Annotated in this window: 12 protein-coding genes; 10 read left to right on the top strand and 2 right to left on the bottom strand. The window is 69.9% G+C overall.

Annotated elements, in window-relative coordinates; all coding sequences use genetic code 11:
• Positions 1–29: 29 nt before the first annotated feature.
• Positions 30–458 (bottom strand): B-4DMT family transporter, encoded by a 429-nt coding sequence (locus ACUZ2Y_RS30920; protein WP_476325534.1) that lies wholly within the window; start codon positions 456–458, stop codon positions 30–32.
• A 60-nt stretch (positions 459–518) separates the two neighbouring features.
• Between ACUZ2Y_RS30920 and ACUZ2Y_RS30925 the strand changes: the two genes are divergently transcribed.
• Genes ACUZ2Y_RS30925 through nusB form a run of 3 tightly spaced genes read left to right on the top strand, consistent with a single transcriptional unit; the run spans position 519 to position 2,636 of the window.
• Complete coding sequence (locus tag ACUZ2Y_RS30925; RefSeq protein ID WP_476325536.1) at positions 519–1,613, top strand: M24 family metallopeptidase; 1,095 nt, start codon at positions 519–521, stop codon at positions 1,611–1,613.
• 38 nt (positions 1,614–1,651) lie between these two features.
• Positions 1,652–2,215, top strand: coding sequence for an elongation factor P (gene efp / locus ACUZ2Y_RS30930; protein ID WP_476325538.1), 564 nt, complete (start codon positions 1,652–1,654; stop codon positions 2,213–2,215).
• Position 2,216: 1 nt separating this feature from the next.
• Complete coding sequence (gene nusB, locus ACUZ2Y_RS30935; RefSeq protein ID WP_476325540.1) at positions 2,217–2,636, top strand: transcription antitermination factor NusB; 420 nt, start codon at positions 2,217–2,219, stop codon at positions 2,634–2,636.
• Positions 2,637–2,804: 168 nt separating this feature from the next.
• Here the strand turns inward: nusB and bldD are convergent, their stop codons facing one another.
• On the bottom strand, positions 2,805–3,293 hold the full coding sequence (bldD, locus tag ACUZ2Y_RS30940; RefSeq protein WP_018686187.1) for a transcriptional regulator BldD: 489 nt from the start codon (positions 3,291–3,293) through the stop codon (positions 2,805–2,807).
• Positions 3,294–3,548: 255 nt separating this feature from the next.
• Between bldD and pyrR the strand changes: the two genes are divergently transcribed.
• The 7 genes from pyrR to pyrF all read left to right on the top strand — a co-directional run bounded on the left by pyrR (position 3,549) and on the right by pyrF (position 12,306).
• A complete protein-coding gene (gene pyrR, locus ACUZ2Y_RS30945) occupies positions 3,549–4,139 on the top strand; it encodes a bifunctional pyr operon transcriptional regulator/uracil phosphoribosyltransferase PyrR (RefSeq protein ID WP_476325543.1) in 591 nt (196 codons plus the stop codon).
• Positions 4,136–5,068 (top strand): aspartate carbamoyltransferase catalytic subunit, encoded by a 933-nt coding sequence (locus tag ACUZ2Y_RS30950; RefSeq protein WP_476325545.1) that lies wholly within the window; start codon positions 4,136–4,138, stop codon positions 5,066–5,068. The genes pyrR and ACUZ2Y_RS30950 overlap by 4 nt, the downstream gene beginning before the upstream one ends.
• Positions 5,069–5,138: 70 nt before the next feature.
• Positions 5,139–6,416, top strand: coding sequence for a dihydroorotase (locus tag ACUZ2Y_RS30955; protein ID WP_476325547.1), 1,278 nt, complete (start codon positions 5,139–5,141; stop codon positions 6,414–6,416).
• Positions 6,413–6,955 carry a PH-like domain-containing protein gene (locus tag ACUZ2Y_RS30960; RefSeq protein WP_476325549.1) on the top strand — a complete coding sequence of 181 codons (543 nt, stop codon included), beginning with the start codon at positions 6,413–6,415 and terminating at the stop codon, positions 6,953–6,955. The genes ACUZ2Y_RS30955 and ACUZ2Y_RS30960 overlap by 4 nt, the downstream gene beginning before the upstream one ends.
• Positions 6,948–8,144, top strand: a complete 1,197-nt coding sequence (carA, locus tag ACUZ2Y_RS30965; protein WP_476325551.1) for a glutamine-hydrolyzing carbamoyl-phosphate synthase small subunit — start codon at positions 6,948–6,950, stop codon at positions 8,142–8,144. Before ACUZ2Y_RS30960 ends, carA begins: the two co-directional genes overlap by 8 nt.
• On the top strand, positions 8,144–11,488 hold the full coding sequence (gene carB, locus ACUZ2Y_RS30970; protein WP_476325553.1) for a carbamoyl-phosphate synthase large subunit: 3,345 nt from the start codon (positions 8,144–8,146) through the stop codon (positions 11,486–11,488). Before carA ends, carB begins: the two co-directional genes overlap by 1 nt.
• Positions 11,485–12,306 (top strand): orotidine-5'-phosphate decarboxylase, encoded by an 822-nt coding sequence (gene pyrF, locus ACUZ2Y_RS30975; RefSeq protein ID WP_476325555.1) that lies wholly within the window; start codon positions 11,485–11,487, stop codon positions 12,304–12,306. The genes carB and pyrF overlap by 4 nt, the downstream gene beginning before the upstream one ends.
• Positions 12,307–12,633: the final 327 nt, after the last annotated feature.

Here is a 12,633-nt window from a genome sequence, read left to right on the forward strand (position 1 = left end):
CGTTTGCCGGAGGGGGCGACTCGCGGGAGTCAGGTGCGGGACTTGCGGCGCTTGCCTGCGGTGGGGGAGGGGCGGTCGAGTTTGGTGCCTGCGATCAGGCCCAGGCCCGCGGGTACCAGGACCAGCAGGGCGGTGAACGCGGCGCCGCCGGTCAGGGCCGAACCCAGGGAACTGGTGCCCGTCTGGTCCACCAGCACGGCCCGCCCGATCACGGTGAGCACCGCCGAACCGAACCCGGCGATCAGCGCGGCGATGACCCACGTCCGAGCGCGGTCGACCACGCCGCGCCAGGCGTCCACCGCTGCCCAAGTCGCGGCGACACCCACCAGCACGCCCAGGACCAGCGCCTCGACAAGCGTCCGCCCGGTCGGCTCGGATGCCTTCAGCATCGCCACCACGACCGCCGCCACCGCGTGGACGACGGCCAACACCACACCCCGAACCACCCACGTTGCCATTACCGCAGAGTAGGCGGTGACGACCCGACGCGGGATGCTGGTCAGTCGTAAGCTCCTTCTATGCCTGAAGCCCACGTTCGCCGTCGGACAGCTCTGCGGGAGTTGCTGCGGGAGCAGGGACTCGACGCGGTGCTGGTCGCCGACCTGCTCAACCTGCGCTACCTCACCGGCTTCACCGGTTCCAACGGCGCGCTGCTCGTGCACGCCGACGGCGAGGAGCGCACGGTCTTCTGCACCGACGGCCGCTACGTGGAGCAGGCGGGCCTGCAGGTTCCCGAGCTGGAGCACCTCATCGACCGCTCCAGCGCGCTCGCCCTCGCCGCGAAGGCGGAGAAGGACGCGACCTACCGCCGCACCGGCTTCGAGAGTCAGCACGTCTCCGTCGACGGCCTCGACGCCCTCACCGAGGCCGCGCCCTCGCTCAAGTTCACCCGGGCACCGAATCTGGTCGAGCGGCTGCGCATGGTCAAGGACGACACCGAGGTCGAGGCGCTCCGGATGGCCTGCGCCGCGGCCGACCGGGCGCTCGCCGACCTGATCGAGCACGGCGGCCTCACCGCGGGCCGCACCGAGCGTGAGGTCGCCCGCGACCTGGAGAACCGGATGCTCGACCACGGTGCCACCAAGCCCGCGTTCGACTCGATCGTGGCCACCGGCGCCAACTCGGCCATCCCGCACCACCGCCCGACCGACGCCGTCCTGCACCAGGGCGACTTCGTCAAACTCGACTTCGGCGCGCTCATCGACGGCTACCACTCCGACATGACTCGGACCCTGGTGCTCGGCGAGCCCGCCGACTGGCAGCGCGAGGTCTATGACCTGGTCGCCGCCGCACAGGCCGCGGGCCGCGCCGCTCTTAAACCGGGGGCCCGAGTACAGGACGTCGACGCCGCCGCCCGCGAGGTGATCGAGAACGCGGGCCGCGGCGCGGAGTTCCTCCACGGGCTCGGACACGGCGTCGGACTCGAGATCCACGAGGCACCCGCCCTGGCCAAGACCGGTGAAGGTACACTTTCCGCCGGCATGGCGGTCACGGTCGAGCCGGGGGTCTACCTGTCCGGCAAGGGCGGTGTCCGCATCGAGGACACGCTGGTCGTACGGGATGGCCGACCCGAGCTCCTCACCTTGACCACCAAGCAGCTCATGGTCGTCTAGGACGATCACCCATGCGCGAAACACAGGAGATCTAGCTCGTGGCTTCGACCAACGAACTGAAGAACGGCCTGGTGCTCAACCTCGAGGGTCAGCTCTGGACCGTCACCGAGTTCCAGCACGTCAAGCCGGGTAAGGGCCCTGCCTTCGTGCGGACCAAGCTCAAGCACGTGATGACCGGCAAGGTCGTCGACAAGACGTTCAACGCCGGCGTCAAGGTCGACACCGCGACCGTCGACCGCCGCGACATGACCTACCTGTACAACGACGGCTCCGAGTACGTCTTCATGGACGGCGACACCTTCGAGCAGATCTCCATCTCGCCCGAGGTCGTCGGCGACGCCGCGAAGTACATGCTGGAGAACAGCAGCGCGAACGTCTCCTCCCACGAGGGCACGCCGCTGTTCATCGAGCTCCCGGTCTCGGTCGAGCTCATCATCGAGCACACCGACCCGGGCCTGCAGGGCGACCGCTCCACCGGTGGCACCAAGCCCGCCAAGCTGGAGACCGGCGCCGAGATCCAGGTGCCGCTGTTCGTCACCACGGGCGAGAAGGTCAAGGTCGACACCCGCGACGGGCGCTACCTCGGCCGGGTCAGCAGCTGACGTGGGAGCCCGAAGCAAGGCACGCAAGCGCGCGGTCGACCTCCTTTTCGAGGCGGCCTTGCGAGGCGACGACCCGGTCACCCTCATGTCGACCCGGGTCGGCTCGCCGGACGTCGCCCCGGTGAACGACTACACGATCACGCTCGTCGAAGGTGTGTGCGCCAACCAGGCCCGCATCGATGAGTTGCTCACCGAACACGCCGAGGGCTGGACACTCGACCGGATGCCAGCGGTGGACCTCGCGGTCCTGCGACTGGGCCTCTACGAGATCCTCTGGGCCGACGACGTGCCCGACGCCGTGGCGATCGACGAGGCCGTGCAGCTGGCCAAGTCGCTTTCGACGGACGACTCACCGCGGTTCGTCAACGGCGTTCTAGGCCGCATCGGCGGTATCGCCGACAGGCTCCGCGCTGCTCGCTAGTTTACGGACCGGCACCTAAGGGGAACCGTGACGAAAGCTGACCACGGTTACCCCGCCACCAGTGCATCACCCTGGCAGGTGACCCCAACATGAAATTCCGGGGTGGCGGACGGTGAAACACCCGAACGCGCGCAGACGGGGATGCTGCGCGGTCGGGTGTTTCATCACCTAATCCTCTTTGGACGGGCGGGCTTCAGGGGGCAGCACGCCCCAGTCGATGAGCTGCTCGGTCAGCTCGCCGGGGGTCATGTCGTAGATGATCGCCAGCGACCGCAGGTCCTCGGTGCGGATCGAGAGCACCTTGCCGTTGTAGTCGCCGCGCTGGCTCTGGATGGTCGCCGCGTATCGGGCCAGTGGGCCGACCTTCTCCGCGGGCAGCTGCTGCAGCCGCTCCAGGTTGATCACGATCTTCGTGGCGGGCTCGGCACCGGATGGCACCCGGCCCTCAGGCAGGAGTTCCACCACCGGCACGCCGTAAAAGTCCGCGAGTTCGGCCAGCTTCTGCACGGTGACCGCTCGATCGCCGCGCTCATAAGAGCCGACCACGACGGCCTTCCAGCGGCCGCCGGACTTCTGCTCGACGCCATGCAGCGACAGCCCCTGCTGCTGGCGGATGGCGCGGAGCTTGGCTCCTAGCGCCTTGGCGTAGTCGCCCATGCGGCGGTTCTCCGTTCGTTCGCCCCGACGGCGCTAAGCGACAGCCTCGGGTAGCTTCAAATCAACACGCTGAGTAATGGTTACCCAGAGTTGTCACCAGGTCAAGCTGATCGGACCAGGAGACCTGGCGAACATGGGCCCGGACCACCCGCCAAGTCGCCCGAATCGGCCTGATACGGTCGACGTGAGCCCAGGTCAACTGGGCTGATCGACATCCTTTAAAGCCCGTCCAGTGAGGCGGGGAAGGAGTCCACTGTGGCGTCGCGAGACCGCGGCGCGGCAGACCCGGCTGGGCAGCGTGAGCTGCTTTCGGCCGGCGACGTCGCGCGCACCATCGCTCGAATGGCCCATCAGGTCATCGAGAAGACCGCCCTCGGCGCGTCCGGGGCGAGCCCGGTCGTGTTGCTGGGCGTACCCACCCGGGGCGGCCCGCTGGCCGAGCGGCTGGCCGCGAAGATCGCCGAATTCGCCGACGTGCAGGTCCCGGTAGGCACGCTGGACGTGACCCTTTACCGCGACGACCTGCGCCGCAAACCCACCCGCCCGCTCGGCGCGACCGCGCTGCCGCCCGGCGGGATCGACGACGCCCTGGTCATCCTGGTCGACGACGTGCTGTTCTCCGGCCGCACCATCCGCGCCGCCCTCGACGCGCTGCGCGACGCCGGCCGCCCCCGCGCGGTCCAGCTGGCCGTCCTCGTCGACCGCGGCCACCGCGAACTGCCCATCCGTGCCGACTACGTGGGCAAGAACGTGCCCACCGCCCGATCCGAGGAGGTCGCCGTCCTGCTCGCCGAGACCGACGGTCACGACGCCGTTCTGCTGCGCAGGCCGGAGGAGTCCGAGTGAAACACCTCCTGAGCACCGACGGGCTCGACCCGGCGACCGCGCTGGCTATTCTGGACACCGCCGACGGTCTGAAGAAGACCCTGCTGGGCCGTGAGGTCCGCAAGCTGCCGACGCTGCGCGGCCGCACGGTGATCACCATGTTCTACGAGAACTCCACCCGCACCCGCGTCTCGTTCGAGATCGCCGGGAAGTGGATGAGCGCCGACGTGGTCAACGTCTCCTCCGGCGGGTCCTCTGTGGGCAAGGGCGAGTCCCTTCGCGACACCGGCCTCACGCTGGCCGCCGCGGGCGCCGACTGCGTGATCGTGCGCCACCCGGCCTCGGGCGCCGCGCACCGCCTTGCGGGCTGGCTCTCCGAGGTCGGCACCAGCGTCATCAATGCGGGTGACGGCACCCACGAGCACCCCACGCAGGCGCTGCTCGACGCGGCGACGCTGCGCGACCGGCTCGGCGGGATCGACGGCAGGCGCGTCGCGATCGTGGGTGACGTCCTGCACAGCCGGGTCGCGCGATCCAACGTGCACCTGCTCACCGCCCTCGGCGCCGAGGTCGTTCTTGTCGCGCCGCCCACGCTGCTGCCCGCGGGGGTCGAGAACTGGCCGGTCCAGGTCAGTCACGAACTCGACGCCGAGTTGCCGACGCTCGACGCGGTCATGATGCTTCGAGTGCAGGCCGAGCGCATGCACGGCGGCTTTTTCCCGTCCGCCAAGGAGTACTCGATCACCTACGGCCTCAGCGAAGCGCGGGCGCGGTTGCTGCCCAAGCACGCGGTCGTGCTGCACCCCGGTCCGATGCTGCGCGGGATGGAGATCGCCCCGGCGGTCGCCGACTCGCCGCGCGCGGCGATCACCGAACAGGTCGCCAACGGGGTGCACGTCCGGATGGCCGTGCTGTACCACCTGTTGGCCGCCGGAGGTGGGGACGAGTGACCATCGCGCAGCTACTCGTTCACGCCGACCGGGTGCGGGTGTCCCGCGCTAGCAGAAAGGAAGACGGTTCATGACCCTGGTCATCCGCGGCGCCAAGCCCTATGGCGAAGGCGATCCCGTAGATCTGTTGATCCGGGATGGTGTCATTGCCCAGATAGGCAATGACTTAGAAGCCGACGAGGTCATCGAGGCGGACGGCTTGGTCGCCCTCCCGGGGTTCGTCGACCTGCACACCCACCTGCGTGAGCCGGGTCGCGAGGACACCGAGACGATCGAGACCGGTTCCCGCGCGGCCGCCCTTGGCGGCTACACCGCCGTGTTCGCCATGGCCAACACCGACCCGGTCGCCGACAACGCGGTCATCGTCGAGCACGTGTGGCGCCGCGGCCAGGAAGTCGGCCTCGTCGACGTCTATCCGGTCGGCGCGGTCACCGTGGGACTCAAGGGCGAGAGGCTCGCCGAGCTGGGCACCATGGCCAAGGCGGGCGTGCGGATCTTCTCCGACGACGGTCTCTGCGTCGCCGACCCGCTGATCATGCGCCGCGCGCTGGAGTACACCAAGGCGTTGGGCGTGGTCATCGCGCAGCACGCCGAGGAGCCCCGGCTGACCGTCGGCGCGCAGGCCCACGAGGGTGAGACGGCCGCGCGGCTGGGTCTCACCGGCTGGCCCGCGGTCGCCGAGGAGTCCATCGTCGCCCGCGACTGCCTGCTGGCCCTGCACGCGGGCGCCAAGTTGCACGTCTGCCACGTCTCCACCGAGGGCACCGCCGAGGTGCTGCGCTGGGCCAAGGGGCGCGGCACCCAGGTCAGCGCCGAGGTCACCCCGCACCACCTGCTCCTCGACGACGACCGGCTCAACACCTACGACCCGGTCAACAAGGTCAATCCGCCGCTGCGCACCGCCAACGACGCCAAGTCGCTGCGCGAGGCGCTGGCCGACGGCACGGTCGACTGCGTCGCCACCGACCACGCCCCGCACGCCCACCAGGACAAGGACTGCGAGTGGTCCGCGGCCCGCCCCGGCATGCTCGGTCTGCAGACCGCGCTGCCGATCGTGGTGGCGACCATGGTCGAGCCGGGCCTGCTGGACTGGCGCGGTGTCGCCCGGGTGATGAGCGAGCGGCCCGCCGAGATCGCCGGGCTACCCGATCAGGGTCGCCCGATCGCGGTCGGCGAGCCCGCGAACCTGACGCTGGTCGACCCGGCGGGCCGCTGGACGGTCCACGGCGCCGACCTCGCCAGCATCGCCGCCAACACCCCGTACGAGGGCATGGAGCTACCGGGCACCGTGGTCGCCACGCTGCTGCGCGGCGAGGTCACCGCGCGCGACGGGAAGGCGGTCCGATGAGCAGGCTTGGGCTATCGCTGCTTTTCCTGGCGATCTTCCTGGTGCTAGTCGGCCTGATGCTGTGGGGCTACCGCAACCGCGGCCGCCGACAGGCCGCCGTCCTGCCCGCCTTCCCGCAGGTTCCCGCGGGTCTGCTTGAGCGCGTGCGTTCGCGTGAGACCGAGGAACTCCTACCGCCGAGCACGGGCGTCTACGCGAGCACCGTGACGGACAAGAGCTGGCAGGACCGGGTCGCCGTGGGCGACGTCGGCTACCGCGCCGACGCGACCGCCCACCTGCTTACCGACGGCGTGCTTTTTGACCGGACCGGCGCGAGTCCCGTGTGGATTCCCGCCGAGTCGGTCGTGGACGCGCGCACCGAGGCGGGTATCGCTGGAAAGATCATGGGCGGCGACGGCCTGCTCGTGATCCGCTGGGCGATCGGCGACAGCCAGTTCGACACCGGCTTCCGGGCCGATGAGAAGACCGAATACGACACGTGGGTGCCCGCTGTACGCGCCCTGAAGAATGTGAACCCGGAGGTACCGCACGGTGAGTAAGAGCACGCGGACTGCCGCCGCGTTGGTGCTGGAGGACGGCCGGGTCTTCCGCGGCGAAGCCTTCGGCGCCACCGGCACCACGTTCGGCGAGGTGGTGTTCTGCACCGCGATGAGCGGTTACCAGGAGACCCTGACCGACCCGTCCTACCACCGGCAGATCGTGGTGGCCACCGCCCCGCAGATCGGCAACACCGGCTGGAACGACGAGGACGACGAGTCGACGAGGGTGTGGGTGTCCGGCTACGTCGTGCGCGACCCCGCCCGCATCGCCTCCAACTGGCGCTCCACCCGCGGCCTCGACGAGGTCCTCGTCGACCAGGCCGTGGTGGGCATCAGCGGCGTCGACACCCGCTCGCTGACCAGGCACATCCGCGAGCGCGGCGCGATGCGCGCCGGTGTCTTCTCCGGCGACGATCTGACCGATGTCGACACCATGGTCGGCCGGGTCCGGGAGACCGAGCAGATGGCGGGCGCGGACCTCGCGCGCGACGTCACGACCAAAGAGACCTACGTGGTCGAGGCCGACGGTGAGCGCCGCTTCCGGGTGGCCGCCCTCGACCTGGGCATCAAGTCCAACACCCCGCGGATGATGGCCGCGCGGGGCATCGAGACGCACGTGCTGCCCGCGTCGGCCACGCTCGACGACATCCTCGCCATCGAGGCCGACGGCGTCTTCCTGTCCAACGGCCCGGGCGACCCGGCCACCCAGGACCACGCGGTCGCGCTGACCAAGTCGGTGCTGGAGCGGCGGATCCCGCTGTTCGGCATCTGCTTCGGTAACCAGATTCTCGGACGCGCGCTCGGCCGCGGGACGTACAAGATGCGGTACGGCCACCGCGGGATCAACATCCCGGTCATCGACGTCGCCACCGGCCGGGTCGCGATCACCTCGCAGAACCACGGCTTCGCCCTCGAAGGCGAGGCGGGGGAGCGCTTCGACACCCCGTTCGGCGCCGCCGAGGTCAGCCACTACTGCCCCAACGACGGCTGCGTGGAGGGTGTGCGCGCGCTCGACGTGCCCGCGTTCTCCGTGCAGTACCACCCCGAGGCGGCGGCTGGTCCGCACGACGCCGCTGACTTGTTTGACCAGTTCGTGACTCTGATGGAGGGCGGGTCGTGGCACGCTGTTTCGCCACGATCTGCCCGACCGGGTGCGGGTGTCCCGCAAAATGCAGGAGGCGAGTCCTAATGCCCATACGCGAAGACATCAAGCACGTCCTGGTGATCGGGTCCGGCCCGATCGTCATCGGCCAGGCTTGCGAGTTCGACTACTCCGGCACCCAGGCCTGCCGCGTGCTGCGCGAGGAGGGCCTGCGGGTCAGCCTGGTCAACTCCAACCCGGCGACGATCATGACCGACCCGGAGTTCGCCGACGCCACCTACATCGAGCCGATCACGGCCGAGTTCGTCGAGAAGGTCCTGCAGGCCGAGCTCGACGCGGGCCACCCGGTCGACTCGGTGCTCGCCACCCTCGGCGGGCAGACGGCGCTCAATACCGCCGTCGCCCTGCACGAGAAGGGTGTCCTGGAGAAGTTCGGCGTCGAGCTGATCGGCGCCGACATCGAGGCAATCCAGCGCGGCGAGGACCGGCAGAAGTTCAAGAACATCGTCGCCGACATCGGCGCCGAGACCCCGCGCAGCCGCGTGTGCCACTCGATGGAGGAGGTCCGCGAGACCGTCGCCGACCTTGGCCTGCCGGTCGTCATCCGCCCGTCGTTCACCATGGGCGGCCTGGGCTCCGGCATGGCGCACACGCACGACGAGCTGGAGCGGCTCGCCTCCACCGGCCTCACCGAGAGCCCGGTCACCGAGGTGCTCATCGAGGAGAGCGTGCTCGGGTGGAAGGAGTACGAGCTTGAGCTGATGCGCGACCGCAAGGACAACGTCGTCGTCATCTGCTCGATCGAGAACATCGACCCGATGGGCGTGCACACCGGCGACTCGGTCACCGTCGCTCCCGCGATGACGCTCACCGACCGCGAGTTCCAGCACATGCGCGACGTCGGCATCGATGTGCTGCGCGCGGTCGGCGTGGACACCGGCGGCTGCAACATCCAGTTCGCCATCCACCCGGGCAACGGCCGCATGGTCGTCATCGAGATGAACCCGCGGGTGTCGCGCTCCAGCGCGCTGGCGTCGAAGGCGACCGGCTTCCCGATCGCCAAGATCGCCGCGAAGCTCGCCATCGGCTACACGCTCGACGAGATCACCAACGACATCACCGGCGAGACCCCGGCCTCGTTCGAGCCCACGCTCGACTACGTCGTGGTCAAGGTCCCGCGCTTCGCGTTCGAGAAGTTCCCCGGCGCCGACGCCACGCTGACCACGACGATGAAGAGCGTCGGCGAGGCCATGTCGATCGGCCGCAACTTCGTCGAGGCGCTGGGCAAGGCCCTGCGGTCGATGGAGACCAAGGACGCGAGCTTCTGGACCCGGCCCGACCCGGAGACCATGACCCAGGAGACCGCGCTCGACGCCCTGCGGACCGCGCACGACGGCAGGCTCTACACCGTCGAGCGCGCGCTGCGCATGGGTGCGAGCGTCGACGCGGTGCACCAGGCCAGCGGCATCGACCCGTGGTTCATCGACCAGATCGCCTCGCTGATCGAGCTGCGCGACGAGGTCATGGACGCGCCCGTGCTCGACGAGCCGCTGCTGCGCCGGGTGAAGCGGGCGGGCTTCTCCGACCGTCAGGTCGCCGCGCTGCGCCCCGAACTCGCCGGTGAGGACGGTGTCCGCTCGCTGCGCCACCGCCTCGGCGTGCGCCCGGTCTACAAGACGGTCGACACCTGCGCCGCCGAGTTCGCCGCGAACACGCCCTACCACTACTCGGCCTACGAGCTCGACCCCGAAGCCGAGAACGAGGTTTCGCCGCAGCACGACAAGCCCAAGGTGCTGATCCTGGGCTCTGGGCCGAACCGCATCGGCCAGGGCATCGAGTTCGACTACTCGTGCGTGCACGCCGCCATGGCCCTGCGCGAAGCCGGTTTCGAGACCGTCATGGTCAACTGCAACCCGGAGACGGTGTCCACCGACTACGACACCTCCGACCGGCTCTACTTCGAGCCGCTGACGTTCGAGGACGTCCTGGAGGTCGTGCACTCCGAGCAGCGCTCGGGCACGGTCGCCGGTGTCATCGTCCAGCTCGGCGGCCAGACCCCGCTGGGTCTCGCGCAGCGGCTGGCCGACGCGGGCGTGCCGATCGTCGGCACCCAGCCCGAGGCGATCCACCTCGCCGAGGACCGCGGCGCGTTCGGCGAGGTGCTGACCTCGGCCGGCCTGCCCGCGCCGAAGTACGGCACCGCCACCTCGTTCCCAGGCGCCAAGCGCATCGCCGACGAGATCGGCTACCCGGTCCTGGTCCGCCCGTCCTACGTGCTCGGCGGCCGCGGCATGGAGATCGTCTACGACGAGGCCACCCTCGCCGGCTACATCCAGCGGGCCACCGAGGTCAGCCCGGAGCACCCGGTGCTGGTCGACCGGTTCCTCGACGACGCCATCGAGATCGACGTCGACGCCCTGTGCGACGGCGACGAGGTCTACCTCGGCGGCGTGATGGAGCACATCGAGGAAGCGGGCATCCACTCCGGCGACTCGTCGTGCGCGCTGCCGCCGATCACCCTGGGCCGCACCGACCTGGAGGCGGTCCGCCGCTCCACCGAGGCGATCGCCAAGGGCGTGGGTGTGCGCGGGCTGCTCAACGTGCAGTACGCGCTCAAGGACGACGTGCTTTATGTCCTTGAGGCCAACCCGCGCGCGAGCCGCACGGTTCCGTTTGTCTCCAAGGCCACCGCGGCCCCGCTCGCGAAGGCCGCCGCGCGGATCATGCTCGGCGCCACCATCGCGGAGCTGCGCGAGGAAGGCATGCTCCCCGCTTTCGGTGACGGTGCCGAGCTGCCCCCGGGCGCGCCGGTCGCGGTCAAGGAGGCGGTCCTGCCGTTCCACCGCTTCCGCACCAAGGAAGGCCACGGCGTCGACTCGCTGCTCGGCCCGGAGATGAAGTCCACCGGCGAGGTCATGGGCATCGACGTGTCCTTCGGCAAGGCGTTCGCCAAGTCGCAGACCGCGTCCTACGGCTCGCTGCCCACCTCGGGCCGGGTGTTCGTCTCCGTCGCCAACCGCGACAAGCGCGCGATGGTGTTCCCGGTCAAGCGCCTCGCCGACCTCGGGTTCGAGATCCTCGCGACCTCGGGCACGGCGGAAGTGCTGCGCCGCAACGGGATTCCGTGCACGGTCGTGGGCAAGCACACCGAGGCGGTCCCGGGTGAGGTCGACATCGTCCACCTGATCCGCGAGGGCGGGGTCGAGATGGTGATCAACACCCCGTACGGCAACCCCGGCCCCCGTGTCGACGGCTACGAGATCCGCACGGCCGCCGTGTCGCGCGACATCCCGTGCATCACCACGATCCAGGGCGCGGCGGCGGCGGTGCATGGCATCGAGGCCCTGATCCGCGACGACATCGGCGTGCGGTCCCTGCAGGAGCTGCAGGCGTCGCTGCGGGCCGATGTGGCCGCCCAGGTCCGCAAGTGAGGGCCCCGTTCGGCGCGCGGCTGGCCGAGTCGGTCGCCGCGCGCGGGCGCCTGTGCGTCGGCATCGACCCGCACCCCGGCCTGCTCGACGCGTGGGGCCTGCCCCGCGATGTCAGCGGCCTGGAGCGGTTCGCGCTGACGTGTGTTGAGGCGCTGGCGGGGGAGATCTCGGTGCTCAAGCCGCAGTCGGCGTTCTTCGAGGCCTACGGGTCGCGCGGGGTCGCCGTCCTGGAACGCGTGATCGCCGAGTCCCAGGCCGCGGGCGCCCTCGTGCTGCTGGACGTGAAGCGGGGCGACATCGGCTCCACGATGGCCGCCTACGCCGCCGCGTACCTCGGTGAGGGTTCTCCCCTCGCCGCGGACGCGGTGACGCTGTCGCCCTTCCTGGGGTTCGGCTCGCTGTCCCCGGCGATCGACGAGGCGGAGCGCACCGGCCGAGGCGTGTTCGTCCTGGCGCTCACGTCGAACAAGGAAGGCGCCTCGGTCCAGCGCGCCGTGGGTGACGGCAACCTGGTCGCGCAGACGGTCGTGGACGAAGCCGCGGCGCGAAACGCGGGTGCCGACCCGATGGGCTCGGTGGGCCTGGTCATCGGCGCGACGGTGGGAGAGACGGGCCTGGACCTGTCGAAGCTCAACGGCCCGATCTTGGCCCCCGGCGTGGGCGCCCAGGGCGCGGGCGCGGCGGACTTGGACCGGGTGTTCGGTCCGACGGCCCACGTGCTCCCCACGAGCTCCAGGGACGTCCTGAAGCACGGCCCGGATGTCGCGGACCTACGCACCGCCGCGCTGCGCGCCAGGGACGAACTAGCCGCCATCTGACCATCGCACGAGAAGACGGCGCCGTGGCACATCACGGCGCCGCTTTCGCGTTCACAGGTGCGCTGTATTGCCGCCATCCACACCGCACTCCGCCGCGACAATCGGACACCGAATCCTTTCCGACTACGCCATTCGGCCTATTCGCCGACCCCATTTCTGTTCGCGCAGGTGGCGGCGGGTGGTCTGACGGGGTGTGTTCAGCACAACTCGGAAAGTGGTGGAAATGACACTTTCTCCTCCCGTGGGCACCCGATCGCGCTCCGTGACGAGCCGCTTTCCGGCCCCGCCCAGCCGGTTGACGCAGGTCACAGCCCCACATGATCGCGG

The sequence above is a fragment of the Actinokineospora sp. UV203 genome (genome assembly GCF_056323665.1).

Bases quoted from the DNA above. Each gene is read 5' to 3' on its own strand.
- ACUZ2Y_RS30920 (WP_476325534.1), bottom strand. From the start codon at position 458: ATGGCAACGTGGGTGGTTCGGGGTGTGGTGTTGGCCGTCGTCCACGCG.
- ACUZ2Y_RS30925 (WP_476325536.1), top strand. From the start codon at position 519: ATGCCTGAAGCCCACGTTCGCCGTCGGACAGCTCTGCGGGAGTTGCTG.
- bldD (WP_018686187.1), bottom strand. From the start codon at position 3,293: ATGGGCGACTACGCCAAGGCGCTAGGAGCCAAGCTCCGCGCCATCCGC.
- ACUZ2Y_RS30955 (WP_476325547.1), top strand. From the start codon at position 5,139: ATGACCCTGGTCATCCGCGGCGCCAAGCCCTATGGCGAAGGCGATCCC.
- ACUZ2Y_RS30960 (WP_476325549.1), top strand. From the start codon at position 6,413: ATGAGCAGGCTTGGGCTATCGCTGCTTTTCCTGGCGATCTTCCTGGTG.
- carB (WP_476325553.1), top strand. From the start codon at position 8,144: ATGCCCATACGCGAAGACATCAAGCACGTCCTGGTGATCGGGTCCGGC.